Origin of the sequence: Thalassospira lucentensis, from assembly GCF_032921865.1 — a bacterium.
Classification (GTDB): Bacteria; Pseudomonadota; Alphaproteobacteria; order Rhodospirillales; family Thalassospiraceae; genus Thalassospira; species Thalassospira lucentensis_A.
Genome location: NZ_CP136684.1, coordinates 3,640,029 through 3,665,140, shown reverse-complemented (window position 1 = coordinate 3,665,140; position 25,112 = coordinate 3,640,029). Strand labels below are relative to the sequence as shown.

23 protein-coding genes are annotated in these 25,112 nt (G+C 53.9%); 12 read left to right on the top strand and 11 right to left on the bottom strand.

Annotated elements, in window-relative coordinates; all coding sequences use genetic code 11:
- Window positions 1–57 precede the first annotated feature (57 nt).
- The 4 genes from R1T41_RS17700 to R1T41_RS17685 all read left to right on the top strand — a co-directional run bounded on the left by R1T41_RS17700 (window position 58) and on the right by R1T41_RS17685 (window position 4,134).
- Window positions 58–1,254 (top strand): amino acid ABC transporter permease, encoded by a 1,197-nt coding sequence (locus tag R1T41_RS17700; protein ID WP_062949050.1) that lies wholly within the window; start codon window positions 58–60, stop codon window positions 1,252–1,254.
- 1 nt (window position 1,255) lies between these two features.
- Window positions 1,256–2,359: an amino acid ABC transporter permease gene (locus R1T41_RS17695; RefSeq protein WP_062960005.1), complete on the top strand. Its 1,104-nt coding sequence runs from the start codon at window positions 1,256–1,258 to the stop codon at window positions 2,357–2,359.
- 17 nt (window positions 2,360–2,376) lie between these two features.
- Window positions 2,377–3,165: an amino acid ABC transporter ATP-binding protein gene (locus R1T41_RS17690; RefSeq protein ID WP_062949054.1), complete on the top strand. Its 789-nt coding sequence runs from the start codon at window positions 2,377–2,379 to the stop codon at window positions 3,163–3,165.
- Window positions 3,166–3,309: 144 nt separating this feature from the next.
- Entirely contained in the window at window positions 3,310–4,134 is an 825-nt protein-coding gene (locus R1T41_RS17685; protein WP_317338251.1) for an ABC transporter ATP-binding protein, read from the top strand.
- Between the two features lie 13 nt (window positions 4,135–4,147).
- On the opposite strand, the gene R1T41_RS17680 is transcribed toward R1T41_RS17685, so the two are convergent.
- Window positions 4,148–4,912 carry a DeoR/GlpR family DNA-binding transcription regulator gene (locus tag R1T41_RS17680; protein WP_062949058.1) on the bottom strand — a complete coding sequence of 255 codons (765 nt, stop codon included), beginning with the start codon at window positions 4,910–4,912 and terminating at the stop codon, window positions 4,148–4,150.
- A gap of 131 nt (window positions 4,913–5,043) precedes the next feature.
- Window positions 5,044–5,958, bottom strand: coding sequence for a LysR family transcriptional regulator (locus tag R1T41_RS17675; RefSeq protein WP_062960007.1), 915 nt, complete (start codon window positions 5,956–5,958; stop codon window positions 5,044–5,046).
- A 296-nt stretch (window positions 5,959–6,254) separates the two neighbouring features.
- On the opposite strand from R1T41_RS17675, the gene R1T41_RS17670 reads away from it, so the two are divergent.
- From R1T41_RS17670 to R1T41_RS17645, 6 genes are read left to right on the top strand one after another with little or no spacing between them, the layout of a single operon-like run.
- The gene (locus tag R1T41_RS17670; protein WP_297012518.1) at window positions 6,255–7,463 is read left to right on the top strand and encodes an ABC transporter substrate-binding protein; all 1,209 of its coding nucleotides are present in this window, start codon (window positions 6,255–6,257) and stop codon (window positions 7,461–7,463) included.
- A gap of 4 nt (window positions 7,464–7,467) precedes the next feature.
- A complete protein-coding gene (locus R1T41_RS17665; protein ID WP_297012521.1) occupies window positions 7,468–8,271 on the top strand; it encodes an ABC transporter ATP-binding protein in 804 nt (267 codons plus the stop codon).
- Window positions 8,264–8,974 (top strand): ABC transporter ATP-binding protein, encoded by a 711-nt coding sequence (locus tag R1T41_RS17660; protein WP_062949066.1) that lies wholly within the window; start codon window positions 8,264–8,266, stop codon window positions 8,972–8,974. The genes R1T41_RS17665 and R1T41_RS17660 overlap by 8 nt, the downstream gene beginning before the upstream one ends.
- Window positions 8,975–8,984: 10 nt before the next feature.
- Window positions 8,985–9,866 carry a branched-chain amino acid ABC transporter permease gene (locus R1T41_RS17655; protein WP_411045563.1) on the top strand — a complete coding sequence of 294 codons (882 nt, stop codon included), beginning with the start codon at window positions 8,985–8,987 and terminating at the stop codon, window positions 9,864–9,866.
- Window position 9,867: 1 nt separating this feature from the next.
- Window positions 9,868–10,851 carry a branched-chain amino acid ABC transporter permease gene (locus R1T41_RS17650; RefSeq protein ID WP_062960011.1) on the top strand — a complete coding sequence of 328 codons (984 nt, stop codon included), beginning with the start codon at window positions 9,868–9,870 and terminating at the stop codon, window positions 10,849–10,851.
- A 9-nt stretch (window positions 10,852–10,860) separates the two neighbouring features.
- A complete protein-coding gene (locus R1T41_RS17645) occupies window positions 10,861–12,465 on the top strand; it encodes a GMC family oxidoreductase (RefSeq protein WP_317338247.1) in 1,605 nt (534 codons plus the stop codon).
- Window positions 12,466–12,532: 67 nt separating this feature from the next.
- Here the strand turns inward: R1T41_RS17645 and deoA are convergent, their stop codons facing one another.
- Genes deoA through R1T41_RS17605 form a run of 8 tightly spaced genes read right to left on the bottom strand, consistent with a single transcriptional unit; the run spans window position 12,533 to window position 20,949 of the window.
- On the bottom strand, window positions 12,533–13,873 hold the full coding sequence (deoA, locus tag R1T41_RS17640) for a thymidine phosphorylase (protein ID WP_317338245.1): 1,341 nt from the start codon (window positions 13,871–13,873) through the stop codon (window positions 12,533–12,535).
- 58 nt (window positions 13,874–13,931) lie between these two features.
- Window positions 13,932–14,738: a purine-nucleoside phosphorylase gene (locus R1T41_RS17635; protein ID WP_317338244.1), complete on the bottom strand. Its 807-nt coding sequence runs from the start codon at window positions 14,736–14,738 to the stop codon at window positions 13,932–13,934.
- Window positions 14,735–15,154: a cytidine deaminase gene (gene cdd / locus R1T41_RS17630; protein WP_317338242.1), complete on the bottom strand. Its 420-nt coding sequence runs from the start codon at window positions 15,152–15,154 to the stop codon at window positions 14,735–14,737. Before cdd ends, R1T41_RS17635 begins: the two co-directional genes overlap by 4 nt.
- Before the next feature lie 27 nt (window positions 15,155–15,181).
- Window positions 15,182–16,192, bottom strand: coding sequence for a BMP family ABC transporter substrate-binding protein (locus R1T41_RS17625; RefSeq protein ID WP_317338240.1), 1,011 nt, complete (start codon window positions 16,190–16,192; stop codon window positions 15,182–15,184).
- 51 nt (window positions 16,193–16,243) lie between these two features.
- A complete protein-coding gene (locus R1T41_RS17620; protein WP_062960016.1) occupies window positions 16,244–17,215 on the bottom strand; it encodes an ABC transporter permease in 972 nt (323 codons plus the stop codon).
- Window positions 17,215–18,333 (bottom strand): ABC transporter permease, encoded by a 1,119-nt coding sequence (locus tag R1T41_RS17615; RefSeq protein WP_317338238.1) that lies wholly within the window; start codon window positions 18,331–18,333, stop codon window positions 17,215–17,217. The genes R1T41_RS17620 and R1T41_RS17615 overlap by 1 nt, the downstream gene beginning before the upstream one ends.
- Window positions 18,330–19,904, bottom strand: coding sequence for an ABC transporter ATP-binding protein (locus tag R1T41_RS17610; protein WP_317341590.1), 1,575 nt, complete (start codon window positions 19,902–19,904; stop codon window positions 18,330–18,332). The genes R1T41_RS17615 and R1T41_RS17610 overlap by 4 nt, the downstream gene beginning before the upstream one ends.
- 49 nt (window positions 19,905–19,953) lie before the next feature.
- Window positions 19,954–20,949, bottom strand: a complete 996-nt coding sequence (locus R1T41_RS17605) for a BMP family protein (RefSeq protein WP_062949082.1) — start codon at window positions 20,947–20,949, stop codon at window positions 19,954–19,956.
- Window positions 20,950–21,548: 599 nt separating this feature from the next.
- On the opposite strand from R1T41_RS17605, the gene R1T41_RS17600 reads away from it, so the two are divergent.
- Both R1T41_RS17600 and R1T41_RS17595 read left to right on the top strand, forming a co-directional pair.
- Window positions 21,549–23,141 (top strand): bifunctional metallophosphatase/5'-nucleotidase, encoded by a 1,593-nt coding sequence (locus R1T41_RS17600; RefSeq protein ID WP_317338236.1) that lies wholly within the window; start codon window positions 21,549–21,551, stop codon window positions 23,139–23,141.
- Window positions 23,142–23,286: 145 nt separating this feature from the next.
- Window positions 23,287–24,237, top strand: a complete 951-nt coding sequence (locus R1T41_RS17595) for a carbohydrate kinase family protein (protein ID WP_317338235.1) — start codon at window positions 23,287–23,289, stop codon at window positions 24,235–24,237.
- Here R1T41_RS17595 and R1T41_RS17590 read toward each other — a convergent pair.
- Window positions 24,234–25,091, bottom strand: coding sequence for a type 1 glutamine amidotransferase (locus R1T41_RS17590; protein WP_317338234.1), 858 nt, complete (start codon window positions 25,089–25,091; stop codon window positions 24,234–24,236). The two genes, R1T41_RS17595 and R1T41_RS17590, sit on opposite strands and share 4 nt — an antisense overlap.
- Window positions 25,092–25,112 lie beyond the last annotated feature (21 nt).

The following is a 25,112-nucleotide window of genomic DNA, read 5'->3' as shown; positions in this document are numbered from 1 at the left end:
GCGGAGCTTTTCGTTAAGGCATATATATATTGGATACAATCTACACCTGAGGGTCAGATGAGTAAGACTCAAAATGCCCCGGGGGGTGTTCGTTCCAAGACCGTCGTCGATTACCTGAATGACGAGAACGTTCGCGCAATACTATACCAAATCATTGCGATCGGACTTGTCTGTTTGGCGGGCTGGTATCTGGTTTCCAATACGCTGGTAAACCTGGAACGACAAAACATCTCAACCGGTTATGGCTTCCTTGATCTCGAAGCTTCGTTCGAAATCAGTGAAAGCATGGTCCAGTACAGTGCACAAAGCAGTTATGCAACGGCACTGTTGGTTGGCCTTCTGAACACCGTAAAGGTGTCTTTGCTCGGAATTATTCTGTGTACCATTATCGGTACAATTTTCGGGATCGCACGCCTGTCGTCGAACTGGATCGTTCGAAAACTGGCAACTGTTTACGTGGAAACTTTCCGTAACATCCCGGTCCTGTTGCAGCTTTTCTTCTGGTATGCAGTTATTCCGAACGCGTTCCCGCATCCGCGCGACGCCTTCGAACCACTGCCCGGTGTCCTTTTGACATCGCGCGGCATGTATATGCCGGTTCCAGTTGCCGACAACGCCTATACCCTGATGGGGATTGCTGCGATCATCGCTGTCGTTGCGATCTTCTTCATCAAGAAATGGGCAAAAAAGCGCCAGGATGAAACTGGCCAGCCATTCCCGATATTCCTTGTTGGAACGGGTATTTTTGTCGGCCTGGTCTTTATCGCCTATCTGATCGGTGGTGCACCGACGGATATGGATATGCCTGAACTCAAAGGCTTCAACATTCGTGGCGGTTATAATATCTCGCCGGAATTCCTTGCGGTTCTGATTGGCCTCACGGTTTACACATCAACCTATGTTGCCGAAGTCGTACGTTCCGGTATTCAGGCCGTCCCGCATGGCCAGTGGGAAGCCGCCGACAGCCTTGGCATTAAACGTTCGGTTGCCCTTCGCAAGGTGATCCTGCCGCAATCCATGCGCGTCGCCATTCCGCCACTGACTAACCAGTATCTGAACCTGACCAAAAACAGCTCGCTTGCCGTCGCTGTCGGTTATCCGGATCTGGTGTCGGTATCAAACACGACCATGAACCAGACCGGTCAGGCGATCGAAGCAATTTCGATCTTCATGTCGATCTATCTTGGTCTGTCCTTGTTGACCTCGCTCTTTATGAACTGGTTCAACAAGAAAATGGCACTGGTGGAGAGGTAAGATGGCAGATAACGCAAAATTACCTCCGCTTCCCACAGGTACTTTTTCTGCCCGTGCCGTTGCATGGTCAAAAAAGAACCTGTTTGACGGCTGGTTCAACACCCTCCTGACACTGGGCTCGATTGCCTTTCTGGTTTGGCTTATTCCGCCACTCGTGAACTGGGCGATCGTCAATGCCACGCTCGAACCGACGATTGAAGGCTGTGCCGAAGTCACCGGTGCGTGTTGGGGCTTCGTTAACGCCAACTTGCGCCTCATTCTGTTCGGAACCTACCCGTACGATGAACAATGGCGCCCCCTTCTTGCGATGATCGTCCTGATGGGCATCATCTGCTTCAGCCTTGGCGGGGTTAAATATCCGTCCCTCCGCAAGGCGATCATCCCGATGTGGGTGATCGGGGTTCCGATCATTGCCATACTGATGTGGGGTGGCGTGCTTGGTCTGACCTATGTCCAGAACAGCTATTGGGGTGGTCTTCCGCTGACCCTGATCCTGTCGGCGATCGGCATCATTTTTGCCTTCCCGCTGGGTTTGCTTCTAGCACTGGGCCGTCAGTCGAACATGCCGGCGATCAAGACGATCTCGGTTGTCTATATCGAGGTGATCCGTGGCGTACCGCTGATTACGGTTCTGTTCATGGCATCAGTAATGTTCCCGCTGTTCCTTCCGGACGGTGTGACCATCGACAAGCTGTTGCGTGCGCAGATCGGTATCATCCTGTTCACTGCGGCCTATCTTGCCGAAGTGTTCCGTGGCGGTCTGCAGGCTGTTCCACGTGGCCAGTTTGAAGCCGGTGACAGCCTTGGCCTGTCCTATTGGCAGTCCATGCGTCTGATCATCCTGCCGCAGGCTTTGCGTCTGGTGATCCCGCCAACCGTCAACAGCTTCATTTCGATGCTTAAGGATACAACGCTGGTGGTCATCATCGGCCTGTTCGACTTCCTTGGCACGGTCAAGCTGGCACTGCGCAGCGACCCGGCATGGACCAAATACTACGTCGAGGGTTATGCCTTCGCCTCGGCAATTTTCTTCCTGATCTGTTTCTCTATGGCCAAATATTCGGCCTATCTTGAAAAAGAGCTCCGCAAGGGCGAGCAGCGGTAAGGAGAGAGGAAAAAACAATGACAGCTACAGAAGCACAAACCACCAATGGCGTTGTCCCTCCTCCGTCGAACGAGGAAGTGATTACCGTCAGCAAAGCCAACAAATGGTATGGCAACTTCCATGTTCTCAAGGATATCGATCTGCATGTCCGCAAGGGCGAGCGCATCGTTATCTGCGGTCCGTCCGGTTCAGGCAAATCGACCCTGATCCGTACGCTCAACCGTCTTGAGACCTATCAGAGCGGTGAAATCACCGTCGATGGCATTCTGCTTGGCGACGATGTTAAAAACATTGAAGCCGTTCGCCGCGAAGTCTGCATGGTGTTCCAGCACTTTAACCTTTTCCCGCACATGACCGTGCTGGAAAACCTGACGCTGGCACCAATCTGGGTTCGCAAGATGCCCAAGAAAGAAGCCATCGATCTGGCGATGCATTATCTGCAGCGCGTTCGGATTGCCGAACAGGCCCACAAATTCCCGGGCCAGCTTTCCGGTGGTCAGCAACAACGTGTGGCAATTGCCCGCTCGCTCTGCATGCAACCGAAAATCATGCTGTTCGATGAACCGACCTCGGCACTCGACCCGGAAATGGTCAAGGAAGTGCTCGACGTTATGGTCGAACTCGCCAAGGAAGGCATGACCATGCTTTGCGTCACCCATGAAATGGGCTTCGCCAAAGAGGTCGCCGACCGTGTCGTGTTCATGGATGCTGGTGAAATCGTTGAAATGGCAGGTCCGCAGGAATTCTTTGCGAACCCCAAAAGCGAACGGACCAAGCTGTTCCTTAGCCAGATCCTGTCGCATTAATCAAAACGCATTGCGGATTTCCGCTTATGACGTACCGGAAACGGCCCCAAACGGGGCCGTTTTCTTTTTTGTAAATTTCGGACTTGCCCCCTGCCCGTCAAATACCGAAGATCGGCGGGCAAACAGCAATGGATAAACATCTTCATGACCACGCCTTCCGCACCTGCATCCACTGACACGACATTGGGCTTCATCACGGTCCAGTCCCTGACCAAAAAGTTCGGCCCCAACACCGCACTTGATGATGTCAGCCTGTCGCTTGGCAAGGGGGAAACCATGGCGGTCATCGGACCGTCGGCTGCGGGCAAAAGCGTGTTGATGAAATGCATCGTCGGCCTTCACGGCGCGGATGACGGCAAAATCATGCTGGGTGGCGATGATGTCAGCCAGACCAGCTCCCCGGCCCGCAAACAATGGGCAGAACGGATCGGTATGCTGTTTCAGCAGAACGCCCTGTTTGACAGCATGAAGGTTTGGGAAAATATCTGTTTCCGTCAGATCGAGCGCGGGACACTGACACGCAAGGCCGCGAAAGACCATGCCATCGAATTGCTTGGCCATGTCGGCCTGTCCGAAGACAGTGCCTTTCTGTCTCCTGGTGATCTGTCTGGCGGCATGCAGAAACGTGTTGGCATTGCACGCGCCATTTCAACCGATCCGGAAATCCTGCTGCTTGATAACCCTACCGCGGGCCTTGATCCGGTTCTTTCAAACCATATCGAACTCATGATAAACAAAATCGCAACCCAGCGCGGCACTACTGTCATAACCATCACCAACGACATGCAGATCGCGCGCACGCGGTACGCAAACCTCGTGATGATGCATGGCGGCAAAGTTTACTGGTCTGGTCCAACCACTGAGATTGACGCTGCTCATAATGAGCACCTGACCCAGATGCTCAATGGGTCGTCACAGGGTCCGATTACCATGCGGATGGGCAAGCGTGACGACCATATGGTTGCCTGATCGCAGATACCAGTCAGTTAGCGGTATAAACCGACACATCTGCTTCGCGGATGACATCTGCCCAAACCGGGCCGGGATGACGGTCGGTAAACAGAGCATCAATTTCAGACAGATGCCCCAGCCGAACCATCGCACGCCGCCCGAATTTCGATGCATCGGTACACAGGAATGTCTGGCGCGCATTGGAAATGATCGCACGCGCCACCCGGACTTCACGATAATCGAAATCCATCAGGCTGCCGTCTTCGTCAACGCCCGAAATCCCAACAATCGCGTAATCCACCTTGAACTGGTTGATAAAATCGATGGTCGCCTCGCCGATCACGCCAAAATCGCGCTGGCGAACAACACCACCTGCGATGATCACCTCAAACCCCGGATTGGCGGCACAAATCTGCGCGACATGCAGGTTGTTGGTGATGATTTTCAGGCTCTTGTGGGACGATAATGCACGCGCAACCTCTTCGTTAGTTGTCCCGATATTGATGAAGATCGACGCCCCTTCGGGGATATGCTGTGCCACCAGTTTGGCGATTTCGCGCTTGCTGCCAAGGTTAAGAACCTGACGGTCTGTATAGGCTGTGTTTTCTGTGGTCGAAAGGCTGGCCGCCCCGCCATGATAACGCGCAACAAGGCCTTCTTCGGCCATTTCATTGATATCGCGTCGGATGGTCTGGGGGGTAACGGCAAAATGATCGGCCAATGTATCAATCGTCATGAAACTGTTCGCCGCGACCAGTTCAAGGATTTCGCGACGCCGCCGATCAAGCTTGCCCATATTGCTTCCTTCCGCCCTGAATTTTCGTCTTTGATTGTTAATTTTCGTTATCGATCAAAATGACGCCAATGACAACAAGATGCAAGCCCTGTCACACAACATCGCCAATCGCATCTCCTGTCATTCAATGCTCAGACAAATTGCTTGGGAAAGCCGTTAAACCATTCCCGTGCCGCAGTAGTTTCTCGACGAATGAATTCGATCAACGGTCGGATACGGGCGGCATCTATCATGTCATTATGACAAACAAGCCAGTAATCGCGATGAATTGGAATAATCCGGGGCATCACGGCAACCAAATCGTCAAACATTGCCCCCATATAATAAGGCAACACACACAGCCCATAACCCGCACGGCAGGCTTTGAGCTGCGCAAAAACACTGGATGTCTGATAAGACGGTCTCAACCCCGGAATAATTTCACCCAGATAGTTGAGTTCCGGGGTAAAAATCATGTCCTCGATATAACCGATGAACGGGTGCCCCGCGAGGTCCTCGCGCTGTTTGATAGCCCGGTTGCGGGCAAGATAATCGCGCGATGCATAGACATAAAGAATGTAACTGGAAATTTTCTCGAAGTGATAAGAACCGGCCTTTGGCGTACTGAGCGAAACCGAGACATCCGCCTCGCGCCGCGATAACGAAACGATCTGCTGGATATTGACCATCTCGATGGTCAGGTTCGGATATTGACTGGCAAAATGAGGCAGCTTTTCTGCAATGAAAAAATTGCCATAGCCTTCAGGAACACTTAGCCGGATTACCCCGCTGAGCGGTAAAGCACCATCCCCGACCACACTAAGCATTTTGTCCGCTTCAAGCGCCATTGCCTGGGCTGGCTCCATCAGCCTTTGCCCCATCGGCGTCAATGTATAGCCTGTCGGACTGCGCTGAAACAATTTTGCCCCGATCCCCTGTTCAAGCCTCTCAATCCGTCGTGCAACCGTCACATGGCTGGTTCGCAATCGCCGTGCCGCAGAGGAAAGCTTGCCTTCCTGAGCGACGGCAAGGAAATACTGTAAATCATCCCAAGGGAACTGGCGCATCCAACTTCCTGTTCATTTTTGTACAAGCATTGTCCAAAATTATATATTTGACCGGGTTTTGGTCAATGTTAGCGTAAGTCATGGTCCTGAACACAAGAATAGAATCAGAAATGAATCGTTCTTTTTCAGATACTTAGTCGGACAAATCAAAAAGCCGATTAAAATAACAAAAATGTGCAATCAAGGCACACTTCAATCATCCGGTCTGTAACAACGGTTAATAAGCGGCCCGGAAGCGTCGTCTGGTTTGCCCGCAGGCACACCGGAAAACATAGTTCCATCAGGGAGGAACCTAGATGAAGAAGATTGCAATTGCATCTGTTGCGATAATGGCTGCCGCTGCAGCATTGCCCGCACATGCCGAAATCTCCGATGATGTTGTCAAAATTGGTATCCTGAACGATCAATCCGGTGTCTATGCCGATTTTGGTGGCACCTGGTCCTTTGAAGCCGCAAAAATGGCCGTCGAGGATTTTGGCGGCACCGTTCTTGACAAGAAGATCGAAGTCATTACCGCCGACCATCAGAACAAACCCGATGTTGCCGCAAACATTGCGCGTCAGTGGTATGATCAGGATCAGGTTGATACGATCATGGAACTGACAACCTCATCGGTCGCTCTGGCCGTACAGGGCATTTCCAAGGAAAAGAAAAAGATCGATATCGTAACCGGTGCGGCCACCACGGCCCTGACCGGTGAACAATGTTCGCCCTATGGCTTCCACTGGGCGTATGACACCCATGCACTGGCAGTGGGCACCGGCGGTGCATTGGTGAATAATGGGGGCGATAGCTGGTTTTTCCTGACGGCTGACTATGCTTTCGGTTATTCGCTGGAAGAGCAAACCGGCAACTTCGTCAAGGAAAACGGTGGCTCGGTAGTCGGTGCGGTTCGACATCCTTTGGCAACAACTGACTATTCCTCGTTCCTGTTGCAGGCGCAGGCATCCGGCGCAAAAGTCATTGGCCTTGCCAACGCCGGGCTCGATACCGCCAATGCCATCAAACAGGCTTCGGAATTCGGCATCGTTCAGAGTGGCCAGCGTCTTGCAGCACTGCTCTTTACCCTTGCTGAAGTCCATGGTTTGGGCGCAGAAGCCGCACAAGGGCTGTCACTGACCGAAGGGTTCTATTGGGATCGCAACGATGAAACCCGCGAATTCGGCAAACGTTTCTTTGATCGCACCGGGCGTATGCCCAACATGATCCAGGCTGGCACCTATTCTGCCGTCCTGCAGTACCTCAAAGCGGTAAAGGAAACCGGGACGGATGAAACCGAGGCCGTCGCGAAAGCCCTGCATGAAATGCCGGTTAATGACGTTTTTGCCAAAAACGGCAAAGTCGGTGCAAATGGTCGCATGATCTATGACATGTATCTGATGGAAGTCAAAGCTCCTGACCAGATGACCGGTGACTGGGATTACTACAACGTTCTTGATACCGTGCCCGGCGACAAAGCTTTCATCGATCCGGCGGAAAGCGGCTGCTCATTGGCGTCGAACTAAGAACATGACGGCGACCGGAACTCACGCAAATCCTGGAAACCATCAAAACGAGACAAAGGCGCGGGTGGTTCTTACCGCCCGTGACCTTCGTCGCGATTTTGGCGGGTTTACCGCGGTCAATAACGTCAATCTTGACGTTCATCACGCCAAAGTGCATGCGCTGATCGGCCCGAATGGCGCAGGCAAAACCACCGTTTTCAATCTTCTGACCAAATTCCTGCAACCGACCAGCGGGAAGATCACCCTGCTGGATCATGATATTACCAAAACAGCACCTGCCCGCGTGGCACGTATGGGCCTGGTACGATCATTCCAGATTTCCGCAATTTTTCCGCACCTGACGGTTCTGGAAAATATTCGCGTCGCGTTGCAACGTCCGGGCAATTTGGCGATCCAGTTCTGGCAGCCGCTTGGTAAACTTGACGTTCTGAATGATCGCGCAATGGAACTTCTGGAATCTGTCGGTCTTCAGAATGAATATGACAGTCAGGCTGCTGATCTTTCCTATGGCCGCAAACGTGTGCTGGAAATCGCGACGACACTGGCACTCGACCCCAAAGTTCTGTTGCTGGACGAACCGATGGCTGGCATGGGGGGCGAAGATGTCGGTATGGTCGCGGAACTCATTCGCGAAGTTGCCAAAACCCGCGCGGTCCTGATGGTTGAACATAACCTCAATGTTGTCGCCGATCTGTGCGATCACATCACCGTTCTGCAACGCGGCGAAATTCTGGCGGAGGGCGATTACGCCACCGTCAGCAACGATGAACGCGTCAAGGTCGCCTATATGGGAACGGATCATGACTGACAGAAAACCACTTCTTTCAGTACAGGGCCTGAATGCCTGGTACGATGAAAGCCATATCCTGCATGGTGTGAACCTTGAGGTTTGCGAAGGTGAAACGGTCACCATCCTTGGCCGTAACGGCATGGGTAAAACCACGACCTTGCGCTCGATCATGGGCATTTTGCGCAAACGCACCGGCACAATCGAATTTGACGGCAAGGACCTTATGAACCGGCCGCTGCATCATACTGCACGTGCTGGGATCGGGTTTGTTCCCGAAGAACGCGGGATTTTCGCAACCCTCAGTGTCGAGGAAAACCTCACGCTACCGCCTGTCGTCTCGCCGAACGGCATGTCCATCGATGAAATTTATGATCTGTTTCCCAACCTTTTGGAACGACGCAACAGTCAGGGAACCAAATTGTCCGGCGGCGAGCAGCAGATGCTCGCCATGGCTCGCATGCTGCGTACCGGGGTCAAGATGTTATTGCTAGACGAACCGACCGAAGGCCTTGCTCCGGTCATCGTCCAGCGTATCGGCGAGGTTCTGCAAACCCTGAAACAGCGAGGCATGACCATTCTTCTTGTTGAACAGAATTTCCGGTTTGCCAGCAAAATTGCCGACAGGTTCTACATCATGGATCACGGCGTGGTGACAGAAGGTTTCGACGTGGCGGAACTGCCCGCCAGAATGGACACCTTGCACGAAGTTCTGGGGGTATAGCGCCGTGACTATGATATTTGGAATCCCGATTCAGGCGTTTCTTGGTCAGCTTCTAATCGGTCTGATCAACGGATCCTTCTACGCAATGCTTAGCCTGGGTCTGGCGATCATTTTCGGCCTTCTTCGCGTGATCAACTTCGCACATGGCGCCCAATACATGATGGGAGCCTTTGTCGGCTTCCTGCTGCTGTCATGGATCGGGGTAAATTACTGGCTGGCATTGCTGGTAGCACCGGTCATTGTCGGCATTACCGGCATTGTAATCGAACGCTTTGCCTTGCGTCGTCTTTATAATTTGGACCATCTGTACGGGCTTCTGTTCACCTTTGGCCTTGCTCTGGTGATCGAGGGCGGCTTCCGGTATTTTTACGGCACTTCCGGTCAACCCTATGCCACCCCCGCCCTGCTTTCCGGCGGGGTTAATCTCGGCTTTATGTATCTGCCAGTTTATCGCGGCTGGGTGGTCGTGGCATCGCTGATTGTCTGTATCGGCACATGGCTTCTTATCGAAAAGACCAAACTCGGCGCCTATTTGCGGGCAGCAACCGAAAATCCAACGCTTGTCCAGTCGTTTGGCATCAATGTGCCGTTCCTGCTGACTCTGACATATGGGCTTGGTGCCGGTCTGGCTGCACTGGCCGGGATCATGGCCGCACCGATTTATCAGGTCAGCCCGTTGATGGGATCGAACCTGATCATTGTGGTGTTCGCCATCGTGGTCGTGGGCGGGATGGGATCGATTATGGGGGCGATTGTCACGGGCTATATGCTTGGCATCCTAGAAGGGTTGACAAAGGTCTTTTATCCCGAAGCGTCAAACATCGTGATTTTCGTAATCATGGCTATCGTTCTTTTGGTCCGACCTGCGGGTCTGTTTGGTCGGGATGCGTGATATGACAGAAATAACAATGACATCGGAAACCCGCCAATCGGCGCACCGGATACAGCTTGCCCTGCTCGCTGTATTGATCATCGGCCTTGTGATTGCACCCTTCGTCCTTTATCCGGTTTTCCTGATGAAGGTCCTGTGTTTTGCCCTGTTCGCCAGTGCCTTCAATCTGCTTCTGGGCTTCACGGGCCTGCTGTCGTTCGGCCACGCAGCCTTTTTCGGCGGAGCAGCCTATTTCACTGCTCACGCAGTTAAAGAATGGGGCTTCGCCCCCGAAGCCGGTATCCTTCTTGGCGTTGTGGGTGCCGCCTTCATGGGGTTGATCATCGGATTTTTCGCCATCCGGCGCCAGGGCATCTATTTTGCGATGATTACACTCGCCCTGTCCCAGATGTTCTTTTTCTTCTGCCTGCAATCGGAATTCACCAAAGGTGAAGATGGCTTGCAAGGTGTACCGCGCGGGCATCTGCTTGGCCTTATCGATCTGAACCAGCCATTAAATATGTATTTCTTTGTTCTGGCAGTCTTTGTGATTGGGGTGTTCATGGTCTGGAGGATTGTGCACTCTCCGTTTGGCATGATCCTGCGATCCATTCGGGAAAATGAAAACCGGGCAATTTCACTGGGCTACTCGGTCAATCTCTACAAGCTTGCCGCCTTTGTCATGTCGGCGGCTTTGGCCGGTCTCGCCGGCGGTCTCAAGGCACTGGTGTTCCAGTTTGCCACCCTTACCGATGTGGCATGGCAAATGTCAGGCGAAGTCATCCTGATGACCCTGCTTGGCGGGATCGGAACGATCTTCGGCCCGATCTTCGGTGCGGCTTTTGTCGTGACCGTGCAGAACTATCTGTCAACCACCGGCTTCCCGGTAACGGTGTTGACCGGCCTTATCTTCATTGTCTGTGTGCTGGTGTTCCGCCGTGGCATTGTCGGCGAGTTCAACGCGTCACGCCTCGCTGCCAAGCTGGGCCTTCGGTCCAGAAACTAGGGAAGCAGCATGACCACGCAACAATTCGACTATATCATTGTCGGCGCAGGATCGGCTGGCTGTACTCTTGCAAACCGGCTGTCTGAAATCGAAAATGCCACCGTCCTTCTGTTGGAGGCCGGTGGCAAAGATACCAATCCATGGATCCATATTCCGGTCGGCTATCTTTATTGCATCGGCAATCCAAATGTCGATTGGTGCTTTAAAACCGAGGCCGAAGAAGGTCTGAATGGCCGGTCATTGGGGTATCCCCGTGGCAAGGTCCTGGGGGGATGTTCGTCGATCAACGGCATGATTTATATGCGGGGTCAGGCCGCCGACTATGACCAATGGCGTCAATCGGGATGTGACGGTTGGGGCTGGGACGACGTACTGCCGCATTTCAAAAAATCCGAAGATTACTATCTTGGCTCCGATGACATGCACGGATCAGGCGGCGAATGGCGGGTTGAACAGGCGCGCGTGCGCTGGGAAATCCTTGATGCGTTTCAGGACGCCGCCGAACAGGCTGGCATCCCGAAGGTCGCGGACTTCAACCGCGGCAACAACGAAGGTTCCAGCTATTTCGCCGTCAACCAGAAACGCGGCATTCGCTGGAACACTTCAAAGGCATTTCTGAAGCCTGCCCTGTCGCGAAAGAATCTGGAATTGCGCACACATGCGCAGGTTCGGCGTCTGATCATTGAAAAAGGTCGCGTCACCAGTGTTGAATATGACCGCAACGGCGTGACTGAAACCGTCTCGGCACGTCGTGAAATCATTCTGTCGGCCGGTGCCATCGGCTCGCCCCATATTCTGGAACTATCAGGCATCGGTCCGGGCGATGTCCTGCAAAAACATGGCATCCAGACTATCCATGAAAGCACGCAGGTCGGTGAAAACCTGCAGGATCACCTTCAATTGCGCTGCGCATTCAAGGTCAGAGGCATCCGCACCCTGAACGAACAGGCAAGCAGCCTTGTCGGCAAGGCCGGGATCGCGCTGGAATACCTGTTCAATCAATCAGGACCGATGTCGATGGCCCCAAGCCAACTTGGCATCTTCACCAAATCGGATGCATCATTCGAAACACCAAACCTGCAATATCACGTGCAGCCGCTATCGCTTGAAAAGTTCGGCGATCCCGTCCATCCTTTCCCAGCCTTTACGGCAAGTGTCTGTAACCTGCGTCCGCAAAGTCGCGGCAGTATACATTTGAAATCACCCGATTTCCGCAATCAACCGGCCATCGCACCCAATTATCTGAGTGCGGATGCCGACAAAAAGGTTGCTGCCGACTCAATCCGGCTGACCCGCAAAATTGCCAATCAGCCCGCCCTTGCCCCGTATCGGCCCGAAGAATTCAAACCCGGCCCGTCATACGAGACAGAGGATGATCTGATCAAAGCCGCAGGCAATATCGGCACGACGATTTTCCACCCCGTCGGTACATGCCGCATGGGCGCGGACCCGGCATCGGTGGTTGATCCACAATTACGGCTGCGTGGGCTTGACGGGCTTCGGATTGCTGATGCCTCGATCATGCCCACCATCACATCGGGCAATACCAATTCACCAACCATCATGATCGCGGAAAAAGCCGCGGCCATGATTATGGCAAGCGTACGCAACTAGCCACAAAAACCATACAAAAAGGCCGGGCAGTCACCCTACCCGGCCTTTTGCATTCTCAGTTGTGTGATCACCCTTTGGTGCGGGCAACGATCCGTTCGCGCACTGCCGCGGCAGAACCGGTTCTGGCGACCTCGCCATCGCCAATTACGATTGCCTCGCGCAACAGCGCCGTCGCCTCGTCAAGCTGTGCCTGATCACGGATATGAGCGATACAAAGCGGCGTTTCGGCCGAAACGGCCTGCCCGACCTTGATGAAATCGGTAAAGCCGACAGCAAAGTCGATCTTCTGATCGGCACGCGTCCGCCCACCTTTCAACGCAACCAGCGCCAGACCAACCTTGCGGGCATCCATCGATACAACCCGCCCGGTCTTCGCCGCGCTGACGGACTTAATCATCGGAGCTACTTCAAGATGGGCCGATGTGTTTTCGATAAAATCGGCTGGACCGCCAAGGGCCGATACCATTTTGCCAAATACTTCGGCTGCCTTGCCCGACGTCAGGGCGTCACTGGCTTTTTGCAAACCATCGGCAACATCACTGGCAACACCGGTCAGCGACAGCATTTCGGCTGCCAACGCCATCGTGACATCATAAACACGCTGTTCCTGATGCTTGCCGGTCAGGAAATCAACCGCTTCATGCATTTCAAGCGCGTTGCCAACCGTATCGCCCAGAACCTGTTCCATATCAGTTAAAAGCGCCGTTGTGGGCACGCCATTGCGGGTTGCGACTTCGGTGATGCTTTCGGCCAGTTCACGCGCACGGTCATATTCATTCATGAAGGCACCCGATCCGAATTTGACATCCATCACCAGCGCATCCAGACCTGCCGCCAGCTTTTTCGACAGGATCGATGCGGTAATCAACGGAATGCTTTCAACCGTCGCGGTGACGTCGCGAATGCCATAGAAACGTTTGTCCGCGGGGGCAAGATCGGTGGTCTGCCCGATGATGGCACAGCCGACTTCACGCGTGACCTTGGCAAATTCATCCAGAGTCGGTGTGGTACGATAGCCCGGGATGGAATCAAATTTGTCCAGCGTTCCGCCTGTATGACCAAGGCCACGTCCCGAAATCATCGGAACAAAAGCACCGCACGCACCAACAATCGGTCCCAGCATCAGGCTGACCTTGTCGCCAACCCCACCAGTCGAATGCTTGTCGACAATCGGCCCATCAAGACCAAGCGCCTTCCAATCAAGTACGGTCCCGGAATCACGCATATTGCGCGTCAGCGCCGCGCGCTCATCCATGGTCATGCCGTTAAAGAAAACCGCCATGGCAAGGGCTGCAACCTGCCCCTCGCTGATGCTTTCATCGGCAATGCCCTTTACGAAAAAGGCGATTTCGGCGTCTGTCAGAACTTCGCCTTCACGTTTACGGCGAATGATTTCCTGCGGCAGCATATGCTGTCTCCTGCGCGCTTATTATTAAATTACGTTTTCAAACTCGTTTGAAACAGGCTCATGCATCACTTGAAAAATAACGCAGCAGGATCTTGATTAAATTGGAAGATCCTTCTTTTGCCATTTCAAGTGTCTGTTCATGACTAAGAGCGGTCGGGCTCATGCCCGCGGCCAGATTGGTGATGTTTGAAACTGCTGCCACCCGGAATCCCAGACGGCGGGCAAGAATGTTTTCCGGCACGGTCGACATGCCCACCGCATCCGCACCCAGAACCTTAAGCGCACGAATTTCGGCCGGTGTTTCAAAACTTGGCCCGGTGCACCAGCAATAAGTGCCTTCAAACAGGTTAATGCCAAGCTCTGCCGCAGTATTTTTCAAACCCGATCCGATTTCCGGGTCATAAGGCACATCCATCCCGACAAAGCGATCATCACCATGATATCCGATCAACGGATTGGGCCCGAACAGGCTGATATGATCCGTAATCAGCATCAGGTTCCCAGGTGATGCCTCGGAGATTAGCGAGCCCGCCGCATTGGTCAGGATAAGTCGGTCTGCACCCAATTCACGCAATGTCTCAAGCGGCTCGCTCATCAAATCCGAACGGCCATGTTCATAATAATGCGCCCGGCCCTGCATGACGGCAACGGAAACGCCCCCGATACGGCCCAGAACCAGTTGTCCGCCATGGCCCACTACCGTCGGCTTGGGAAAGCCCGGCAGGTCTGTATAGGAAATCTTGATCACATCTCTGACGGCGTCAATAACGCCCCCCAACCCACTGCCAAGAACAAGTGCAACCTCGGCCTTAAAGCCCGGTGCCCTGACGGCAATGATATCCAATGCGGCTTTGACGTTGCTCATTTCAAATTCTCCGGCCCGAAGGAATGGGGAATAAGTTCTTCACGTGTCAGGGTCAGAAGCGTTTTGCCTGCATCATTGATGATATAAATTGTCGCATCCGATCCGGTGAATTCCCGGATTTTCTGACGACAACCACCACATGGCGTACAGGCAACATCGCCCAGCCCGACAACGACGATTTCGTCAAACTTGGTTTCACCCGACAGAACCATTGCCGAAATTGCCCCGGCTTCGGCACAAACACCTTCGGGATAGGCCGCGTTTTCAACATTGCATCCGGCAATGACCTGTCCGCGTTCAGTCCGAAGGGCTGCGCCAACGTGGAATTTCGAATATGGCGCATATGCCTTGTCACGCGCGGCAAGTGCCGCATTAATCAAATCGCGCGGGGCATCGGTTACAGTTTGCGATGTCATGTGTCTTAATCCTGTTTTTCCTGCCGCTTATCGCGGGCAGGTTCCATCCTGCATATAGTCGTGAACAATAATCCTGCCGTTGATGATGTCGTTGCGCGCCGCATCGGCCGCATCTTTCATCCCAAGCGTGATCAGGTCCCTGTTAAATTCGTCAAGTGCCCAGTCGATCCCACCTTCGGCAAGTCCAAGACTGCGAATACCCGGCTTCCAGTTCCCATTGCGCGCCGCCTTGAAAGCCTCGAACACCGCAACATCGACATGTTTGACCATCGATGTCAGAACCGATCCCGGATGCAACCCGTTCTGGTTTGCATCCGATCCAATCCCAAGCTTTCCGGCATCCGCAGTCGCCTGCAAAACACCAATTCCCGTGCCACCGGCCAGTTGCAAGACAACATCTGCACCAAGACCGATCTGTGTGGTCGCCAGTTCGGCACCACGGGCCGGATCATTCCACGCCGCACCGGTCGTTCCCGTCATGTTTTCCAGTACCTTGATGCCCGAAACCGCCTGCAACGCACCCAGGGCATAGCCACAGGTCATTCGGCGGATCAACGGAATATCCATGCCGCCAACAACACCAATCGTTCCCGATTTCGATGCCATGGCCGCAAGCATCCCGACAAGATACGTGCCTTCATGTTCGCGAAACACAACCGACTGCACATTGGGTTGATCAACAACCATATCGACAATGGTAAAACGGGTATCGGGAAATTCCGGCGCAACTTTGGCAAGCGACGTCGCCTGCTGAAACCCGACCACAACAATCGGGTCACGTCCCTCGCGGGCAAAATTCCGGATCGCCTGTTCGCTTTGCGTGTCATTACGCAATTCGAACTCGCGATAATCAATGCCGGTTTCCTGTTTGAAACGCTCCGCCCCTTCAAAAGCCGACTGATTAAACGAACCGTCAAACTTGCCACCGGTTGAATAAACAACTGCTGGCGTAATTTCGGCGGCCTGCACGGCTAAAACCGTGGCAGGCAGCGAAACAGCCAGAACGGCAATGATGGAAAAGACCTGTTTGCAATTCATCACAGCCTCGTTTGCCAGATATGCCGGATCGGGAAGCTGACCGCAGCGCGATCAGCGTTCCTTCACATACGGACGACCAAGCGATTTGGGCGGAATGGCGCGACCAATAAAGCCCGCCAACAGGATCACCGTCAAAACATAAGGTAGTGCCTGCACCAGTTGCACCGGCACCTCGCCGATCCCCGGCAGGACAACACCCTGCATGCGGGTTGCTGCGGCATCAAGGAAACCAAACAGCAAACAGGCAAACAATGCCGGGAAAGGCCGCCATTTGCCAAACACCATGGCTGCGAGCGCGATATAGCCCTTTCCTGCTGTCATGTCCTGAAGGAAGGACGCACCCTGCGCGGTCGAAAGATACGCACCCGACATGCCGACAAGAATACCACTGCACATCACCGCACGATAACGCATGGCGACAACGCCAATACCGGCTGTATCAACCGCCCCCGGATTTTCACCAACCGCACGCAGACGCAAACCGAAACGGGTACGATACATCACCCACCACGCTGCCGGAACTGCAAGGAACGCGACATAAACAAGAATGTTATGACCGCTCAGCAATTCCGAATAAATTGATCCGAGAACCGGGACATCGGCAACGGCATCCGCACCGGGCAAGGTAATCGGTTGGAACCGCGATTCATGATCAAGCGACGGAGTCTTGCCGCCTTGCGCAAACAGCGCAATCCCGACAAGTGCCGTCAGACCGGACATCAGGATATTGATCGCCATGCCTGATACAACCTGATTGCCTTTATGCGTGATGCAGGCAAAACCATGCAGCAGCGAAAGGCAGATCGTGGTTCCGATTGCCGCCAGCAACCCGACCCACGGATTTCCGACATAGTAAGCTACGGCGGCAGCCGAAAACGCCCCGCCCAGCATCATGCCTTCAAGTGCCAGGTTGATCGTGCCGGACCGCTCCGAAAACATCCCGGCCAGTGCGGCAAGAATAAGCGGGGTCGATGTCCGAAGCGTCGCATCCAGAAGCAGGATAACCAGTTCAAAATTATCCATTATGCGGCCTCCTGCGCACGGCGGCGCAAATGCCACGCTGTATAAATCCGGGTCACACGCGGACGGAACATATGTTCCATAGCACCGGTAAACAGGATCACAAGCCCCTGAATAACCACGACCATATCGTTCGAAATCGTCGGGATTTCAAAACTTAGCTCCGCCCCGCCCTGATACAGCATCCCAAACAGCAATGCCGCCAGGAAAATACCAAACGGGTGATTGCGCCCCATCAGGGCAACCGCGATCCCGACAAAGCCGTAACCGGCCGTAAAATCAATCAGTAGCCGGTGCTGAACCCCCATCACTTCGTTAAGCGCCATGAAGGCCGAAAGCGCGCCTGAAATCATCATAGCCATGATGATGTAACGCCCCGGCTCGATCCCGGCATAGGTCGCGGCAACCGCATTGGCACCCACGGTGCGAATCGCATAACCCCATCTTGTATGCCAGATGAACAGCCACACTAGAACACTGCAGACAAGCGCGTACACGAATGAGAGGTTCAGCGGACTGCTTGCCATTTCCAGACCAACGCCTGCGGCGATGTCATGAATGAACGGCAAACGCAGATGTTCGGCAATCTGTTCGCTTTCCGGGGTCATTGATCCCTGCGGGCGCAGAACATTGACCAGCAAATAAACCATCAGTGACGATGCAATGAAGTTGAACATGATCGTGGTGATCACGACATGTGACCCGCGACGCGCCTGTAGATATGCCGGGATATAGGCCCAGGCCGCACCGAAAACTGCCGCCGCCAGAATGGCAACAATCAGCATTATCGGGAATGGCAGGAAATCGAGGTAAAGGGCGGCCAGAATAACGCCGAGACCACCAACATAGGCCTGCCCTTCGGCACCGATATTGAACAGCCCGCAATGGAATGCCACGGCAAAGGCCAGACCGGTAAAGATGAAGTTGGTGGTGTAATAAAGCGTATAACCCCACGCCTCTTCATAGCCGAACGCACCATAAAGCAGAATTTCAACAACTTGTGTCGGGCTTTCACCGATCGCCAGAACCACAAGCCCCGAAACGACCAGTGCCAGCAGAAGGTTGAGCAGCGGCAACGCACCAACATCAATCCAGCGCGGCAGTTGAACGGTATCACTCATACGTGGCCCTCCGCGGCTTTGGCTTCATGGGGGTCAACCCCGGCCATCATCAGGCCAAGAACCCGTTCATTTGCTTCGGCAGCAGAAACTTCACCGATGATGGACCCATCACACATCACCAGTATGCGGTCGGCAAGAGACATGATTTCGTCCAGTTCGACGGATACCAGCAGGACGGCCTTGCCTGCATCGCGCATCGCAACAATACGTTTGTGAATGAATTCGATGGCGCCGATATCGACACCACGCGTCGGCTGACCAACCAGAAGAAGTTCCGGATCGCGCATGATTTCGCGCGCCAGAACCAGCTTCTGCTGGTTGCCGCCGGAAAAATTGGCTGCTTTCAGATCAGGATCATTTGGCCGCACGTCGAATTCCGACATCATATGTTCGGTCGCACCGGAAATCGCATGCCAGTTCAGGAACATGCCTTTCTGATAGGCTGCATCATCTTCATAACCGAGAATAGCGGCTTCCTTGGCCGAAAATGACGTCACCATCGCCATGCGATGGCGGTCTTCGGGCACATGGGCCACACCGCGTTTACGCAGTTCGGCGGCATCAACACCGCGACCGGGTGTCACATCCTGCCCGTTCAACAGGACCTGTCCCTCACTTACGGCACGTATCCCGCCAAGCGCTTCAAGAAGTTCGCTCTGCCCGTTGCCGGAAACCCCGGCAATGCCGACGATTTCACCAGCACGAACCGTAAAGCTGGCATTCTTGACCTTGCGCACACCCTGCGATGTTTCAACGCACAGATTATCGACCTCAAGAACCGTCGCCGCCGGTGCGGCCTCACCCTTTTCAAGGCGCAAAAGCACCTTGCGGCCGACCATCAGTTCGGAAAGTTCTTCGGGGCTGGTTTCAGCCGTTTTGCGATGGGCCACCATTTCACCCTGGCGCATCACGGAAACATTATCCGTTGCCGCCATGATTTCACGCAGTTTATGCGTGATCAGAACAACCGTCTTGCCCTGCTGCTTCAGGGTTTCCAGAATGCGGAACAGATGATCCGCTTCCTGCGGGGTCAAAACGCCCGTCGGTTCATCCAAAATAAGAATTTCGGCCCCGCGATAAAGGGCCTTCAGAATTTCAACGCGCTGCTGCAAACCAACAGACAGGTCGCCAACAATGGCATCCGGATTAACGTCGAGCGAATATTCACGCTCCAGACGTTTAAGCTCCTCGCGGGCCTTGTCTACGCCCTCGCGCAGGATTGCTCCCCCCTCGACACCCAGAATAACGTTTTCTAGCACCGTGAACGGTTCAACCAGCATGAAATGCTGATGGACCATGCCGATCCCGACCGCAATGGCATCTTCGGATCCCTTGATATCGCAAAGTTTGCCATCGACATGGATGGTGCCCCCGTCGGCCTGATAAAAGCCGTACAGGATACTCATCAGGGTCGATTTGCCCGCACCGTTTTCCCCGACGATGCCGTGAATCGTACCCTTTTCAACTTTCAGATCGATTGATTTATTCGCGTGTACCGCACCGAACCGCTTGTCTATACCGCGCAGTTCAATAGCGGGTTGCACGGCACCGGTCTCCCCGGCGCCGTGCATTTGATGCATCGTATCCGACACTACAAATCCCCGGTTTGTTCGTCCTGCCTTACATCGGGCAGGCGCTGTCGCTCATGTAATCATGGACTTCAAGGTTGCCGGAAATGATTTCTTCCTTGGCCTTGGCAACAGCCGCTTTCATGTCGTCGGTGATGAGTTTCTCGTTGTTCTCGTCAAGCGCCCAGTCAACGCCGCCTTCTGCAAGGCCAAGAACCGTTACGCCCGGTTCCCATGTGTCGTTGGCAGCAGCGTCAAACGCTTCGTAAACAGCAACGTCAACACGCTTGAGCATCGAGGTCAGAACCGAACCCGGATGCAGGGCATTCTGGTTTGAGTCAACACCGATGCCAAGCTTGCCGGCATCCGCCGCCGCCTGCAGAACACCAACGCCGGTGCCGCCAGCCGCGTGATAGACAACGTCCGCCCCACGGTCGAATTGCGATTTTGCAAGCTCGCCACCTTTAACCGGGTCATTCCATGCCGCACCGGTGGTGCCGGTCATATTCTGGAATACTTCGGCATCGGCATTGGCGTGTTTAACGCCCTGCGCATAACCACAGGCAAATTTGCGGATCAGCGGAATATCCATGCCACCGATGAAGCCGACCTTGCCGGTTTTTGATGCCATCGCTGCCAAAACACCAACCAGGAACGACCCTTCGTGTTCCTTGAATACCACCGACTGAACGTTCGGCAGGTCAACAACCATGTCAACGATCGTGAACTTGATATCAGGGAATTCGGTTGCAACTTTCTCAAGGGCTGATGCCTGCGAGAAGCCGATTGCAACAATCGGGTTCATGCCGCGGCGTGCGAAGTTGCGCATGGCCTGTTCGCGCTGCGAATCGTTCTGGATTTCGAAATCGCGATACTCGGTCCCGGTGTCGGCCTTGTATTTCTCGGCACCGTTATATGCGCCCTGGTTAAACGAACGGTCAAAACGGCCGCCCAGATCGTAAACGACTGCCGGTTTGATTTCTGCTGCGCTCGCTACACCTGCATAGCATGCAACAGCCGCGACCATGGTGGTCAGAAGCTTTTTCATTCCGATGCCCTTCTATTGCTTGATTCTCTTTTATATCCCGCCAGTGCCCTTAACCGGCAGGACTCCCTCATCGAAAAAGTGTTTCATGCAGCAGCGCCGCTTTTTGCCCCGGATGCCGGTATGCTTTTGTGCGTCTCTGCTGCAGAACGCCTATGGTAACTACAAAATACAGTGCTCTGTAAATAGCAGAGCACGGACCATAGGCACAAAACCTGTCCATTCGGTCAGAATTCATTCTACCCCAGCTTACCTTTTTACCGTCTATCTGCGGGGTTTCCCTTAGTTTTTCACGCATTAGAAAACGCTGACATTTCAATCGCTGCCGATACTATTTCTCGAAGAATTTCATAATCCCGCCGCGCGCCATTTCTGTACTCCTGCCTGTTGCGCCGAAAACAAAGGCGTCCGATTCTGCATCGCAATGAAAATTCGCCTTATCCGTCTCCCTGATCCGGATCGACAATTTAACCGCCACGTCATCAACCGGGCGTACCCCCGCCGGAATTTTAATGCTAGGATCGCGTGCGTTCAGGGATTTGACTTTTCATGCCATCCCGGGTCGAGGGATCCCGGTGAAATGGCCTGTGCGGAGATAACAAATGAAACGTAAAATTGCCGGGCTGCTTTCGGCCTGTACGATGCTGACTTTCGGTGCCGGTTCGGCCCTTGCGGATTACGATTTGCGCATCCTGCATACCAACGACGTTCATGACCGCGTTGAATCGGTTACCAAATACAACAATAGCTGCAGTGCCGAAGACGAAACCGAAGGCAAATGCTTTGGCGGTTATGCCCGCCTTGCAACCGCCATTCGCGATAATCGCGCAATGGGCGGCAATGTTATTGTCGTGGATGCGGGCGATCAGTTTCAGGGATCGCTGTATTATTCGACCTACAAGGGTGAACTTCTGGCAGAGCTGATGAATCTGGTCGATTATGATGCCATGGCAGTTGGCAATCACGAATTCGATGACGGGCCTGAAGTCCTTGCCGATTTCATCAAGGCAAGCACCACCCCGATCCTCTCAGCAAACATTGAAACCTCTGTTGCCGGACTGAACGAACTAATCAAACCCGAAACCATCATCACGGTGGGAGGTGAACGGATCGGTATCATCGGCCTTACCACACCCGAAACGGCCGAAATTTCAAGTTCTGGCCCTGATGTCGTCTTCAACGACCTTGCAAGCTCTTTGCAGACTTCGGTGGATCGCCTGCGAGCGCAGGGTATCAACAAGATCGTCGCATTGAACCATTCCGGTTCCTACGCAGATTTCGACATCGTTGGCAAAGTCAGCGGTGTTGACGTCATCGTTGGCGGCCACGATCATTTGCTGTTTTCAAACAATGTTGAAAACGCTTCATACCCCTACCCGGTGGTGATGAATGGTGGGGATGGTGATCCTGTTCTGATCGTTCAGGCCTATGCATACACCCGTTATCTTGGCGATCTGGCTGTTACCTTTGATGACAATGGCAAAGCCATCGCCTGGAGCGGCGAGCCGATTTCGCTTGATGCATCCTTTACCCCCGCCGAAGACATCACGGCCGTCATTGACACCAAACGAGGTGCCGTTGATGCCGTCCGCACCATCGAAGTCGGCAGCTTCACGACCGCCGCCGATGGATCGCGCGAAACCTGCCGCGCGATGGAATGCGCCATGGGATCATTGATTGCCGATGCCATGCTGTGGAAAGCTGGCGAAGGCCATCAGATCGCCATCCAGAATGGCGGCGGTATCCGTGCCAGCATTGACGAAGGCACCGTGACAATGGGCGAAGTCCTGACGGTTCTGCCGTTCCAGAACGCCCTGGCAACCTTCAAACTTTCAGGTGCCGATGTCATTGCATCGCTTGAACATGGCGTGTCGATGGTATCCGAGGGCAAGGGCCAGTTCCCGCAGGTTTCCGGCCTGAAATTCGATCTGGATCTTAACGCGCCGGTCGGGGCGCGCGTATCCAACGTCATGGTCAATGAAGGCGGTACTTTCGCCCCGATTGATCCGGCCAAAACATATGGCGTTGTATCGAACGATTTCATGCGCAATGGCGGGGATGGCTATGCCTTGTTCCGCGACAACGCAACTGATGTCTATGATTTCGGTCCGAACCTTGAACAGGCTGTTGCGGAATATATCGGCATGAATTCGCCGATGACCCCGGCAACCAGTGACCGCATCATGATTAAATAAGCCCGAACCAACGGGTTTGACCAAAGGGCAGCGCACGATGATCCCGTGCGCTGCCCTTCTTGTTTTGCTTGCGTTGAATTGACCCCGCAGCTTATGACTTTGCGCCAGCCATCAAAGACCGTTTAACAATTAACAGAGCATCATCTTGATCAACCCGACCAGCAACATCCTTTGCCTTGGTGCAGCCCATTTTGACCGAACCCTGCAATGCACGGAAACATTCGTGCCTGCGGCGTCAAACCCCGTCCGGACCCTGCACCGCAAACCGGGTGGTGTCAGCCGCAATATCGCGGTTCACCTGCGGTTGCTGGGATGTAATGTCGGCATGCTGGGTGCGGTCGGCGACGATGGCGACGGCGATCAGATCATCCGCTCCTTATCGGAAATCGGTATCGATACCCGGCAAATCCGCAAAATCACTGGTGGTCACACCGCCGGTTATACCGCCATTCTTGACGAAACCGGTGAACTGGCCCTTGGCCTGATGGACGCTGAAGTCTATGACCGCCTGACATGCGATCTTCTGGCTGATCAACTGGCAAATATTCAAAATTGGCCCTGGTGGCTGGTCGATGCCAATCTGCCGACCGAAACGCTGATCTGGCTGGCCGGTCAAAAACGCACATCACGCTTTTGTGCTGCAACCGTATCCCCGTCAAAATCGGCCCGTTTCAAGCCGATTCTGGACAAGCTTGATGTCCTGATCGCCAACCGGGCAGAAGCAAAAGTTTTATCCGGTGTTGATATCAACGACATCGATGACGCGGTAAACGCGATCAAATCCCTGCGTGATCACGGTATTCCCCATATTGTCGTCACACTGGGTGCCAAGGGTGTCATATCCGCCGATGACCGTGAAATTGCGTTCTGGCGCCCCCTGCCCACCAAGGTTGTTGACGTCAATGGTGCCGGTGATGCGTTTTATTCAGGCTTTCTGTCGGCTTTAAGCAAACCGGAAACCAGCTTTGACGCCGCGATTGGCACCGGCCTTGCCATGGCAAGTCTGACGGCGGAAACCCACGGCACAACTGTCTGGAACCTTGATAGCAAAATGGTTCAGGAACGCGCGTTAAACGCCTACAAAGAAACGATCTAACTGCGAATTTTACCGACTGAATATTTCAACCAGTTACCCAGTTCGATCAATCGACGTTCATAGCGCAACGCATCATTATCAATACCATATTGCCATGCCAGATCGCGTCGGCCCGGGTTCTCATGCAATGTCATCCAGTTCGCCGCCATTGTCTCAAGCGCGCCCTGATCGGCAAACAATCCAGCATCAATCAACCGTTGCCCATACCGCCGGAAAATCGCGGCAAGTTCAGCCAGCGTATATTCGGGATGGTATTGCACGCCCCAGAATTTAAGGCCGTCATTTTCCATCACCAATGCCTGAATGTGACTGTGTTCGTTCCCCGCAAGGATTACCGCCCCCTTTGGCGGAACCGATACTTCGTCCATATGCACGGTCAGTGCCGAAAAACAAATCGATTTCCCGCGATACATCGGATGCGCAACCCCTGCCCGATTCGGGCGGATCATACGGCCCACGCCGATCTCGCGTCCATTGGGCGATGCACGCACTTCGCCGCCAAACGCACGGGCAACAATCTGCATGCCCCAGCAACTGCCAAATACGGGCACGCCGGATTCAACCGTCGCTCTGGCCAATGGTAATTGGTTTAAAACGGCATCTTCATCGATATAGGCATTAAGCGCCGAACCGGTCCACGCGATGCCGTCAAAATCGCCAAGCTTCACACCGTCGGGAAGACAGTCCGGCCCATCATCCGCAGGCCGGACAATCGTAACATCAAGTTCAGGATCAAGGCGTCGCAGGGCCGTTTCATATCCCTCGCCCGATGGCGATCCCCCCAGTGAACGGTTCAATTCATTCACTTCGTGGCGATTGCCATCGACAATCAGGATTTTTCTGACGTTTTCCATGATAACACCCTGATCCCGTTA

Bases quoted from the DNA above. Each gene is read 5' to 3' on its own strand.
- R1T41_RS17655 (WP_411045563.1), top strand. From the start codon at position 8,985: ATGATATTTGGAATCCCGATTCAGGCGTTTCTTGGTCAGCTTCTAATC.
- R1T41_RS17620 (WP_062960016.1), bottom strand. From the start codon at position 17,215: ATGGATAATTTTGAACTGGTTATCCTGCTTCTGGATGCGACGCTTCGG.
- R1T41_RS17605 (WP_062949082.1), bottom strand. From the start codon at position 20,949: ATGAAAAAGCTTCTGACCACCATGGTCGCGGCTGTTGCATGCTATGCA.
- R1T41_RS17650 (WP_062960011.1), top strand. From the start codon at position 9,868: ATGACAGAAATAACAATGACATCGGAAACCCGCCAATCGGCGCACCGG.
- R1T41_RS17610 (WP_317341590.1), bottom strand. From the start codon at position 19,904: ATGCACGGCGCCGGGGAGACCGGTGCCGTGCAACCCGCTATTGAACTG.
- R1T41_RS17700 (WP_062949050.1), top strand. From the start codon at position 58: ATGAGTAAGACTCAAAATGCCCCGGGGGGTGTTCGTTCCAAGACCGTC.
- R1T41_RS17695 (WP_062960005.1), top strand. From the start codon at position 1,256: ATGGCAGATAACGCAAAATTACCTCCGCTTCCCACAGGTACTTTTTCT.
- R1T41_RS17665 (WP_297012521.1), top strand. From the start codon at position 7,468: ATGACGGCGACCGGAACTCACGCAAATCCTGGAAACCATCAAAACGAG.
- R1T41_RS17600 (WP_317338236.1), top strand. From the start codon at position 21,549: ATGAAACGTAAAATTGCCGGGCTGCTTTCGGCCTGTACGATGCTGACT.
- R1T41_RS17675 (WP_062960007.1), bottom strand. From the start codon at position 5,958: ATGCGCCAGTTCCCTTGGGATGATTTACAGTATTTCCTTGCCGTCGCT.
- R1T41_RS17690 (WP_062949054.1), top strand. From the start codon at position 2,377: ATGACAGCTACAGAAGCACAAACCACCAATGGCGTTGTCCCTCCTCCG.
- R1T41_RS17680 (WP_062949058.1), bottom strand. From the start codon at position 4,912: ATGGGCAAGCTTGATCGGCGGCGTCGCGAAATCCTTGAACTGGTCGCG.
- R1T41_RS17685 (WP_317338251.1), top strand. From the start codon at position 3,310: ATGACCACGCCTTCCGCACCTGCATCCACTGACACGACATTGGGCTTC.
- R1T41_RS17590 (WP_317338234.1), bottom strand. From the start codon at position 25,091: ATGGAAAACGTCAGAAAAATCCTGATTGTCGATGGCAATCGCCACGAA.
- R1T41_RS17615 (WP_317338238.1), bottom strand. From the start codon at position 18,333: ATGAGTGATACCGTTCAACTGCCGCGCTGGATTGATGTTGGTGCGTTG.
- cdd (WP_317338242.1), bottom strand. From the start codon at position 15,154: ATGACATCGCAAACTGTAACCGATGCCCCGCGCGATTTGATTAATGCG.
- R1T41_RS17645 (WP_317338247.1), top strand. From the start codon at position 10,861: ATGACCACGCAACAATTCGACTATATCATTGTCGGCGCAGGATCGGCT.
- R1T41_RS17635 (WP_317338244.1), bottom strand. From the start codon at position 14,738: ATGAGCAACGTCAAAGCCGCATTGGATATCATTGCCGTCAGGGCACCG.
- R1T41_RS17660 (WP_062949066.1), top strand. From the start codon at position 8,264: ATGACTGACAGAAAACCACTTCTTTCAGTACAGGGCCTGAATGCCTGG.
- deoA (WP_317338245.1), bottom strand. From the start codon at position 13,873: ATGCTGCCGCAGGAAATCATTCGCCGTAAACGTGAAGGCGAAGTTCTG.
- R1T41_RS17625 (WP_317338240.1), bottom strand. From the start codon at position 16,192: ATGAATTGCAAACAGGTCTTTTCCATCATTGCCGTTCTGGCTGTTTCG.
- R1T41_RS17670 (WP_297012518.1), top strand. From the start codon at position 6,255: ATGAAGAAGATTGCAATTGCATCTGTTGCGATAATGGCTGCCGCTGCA.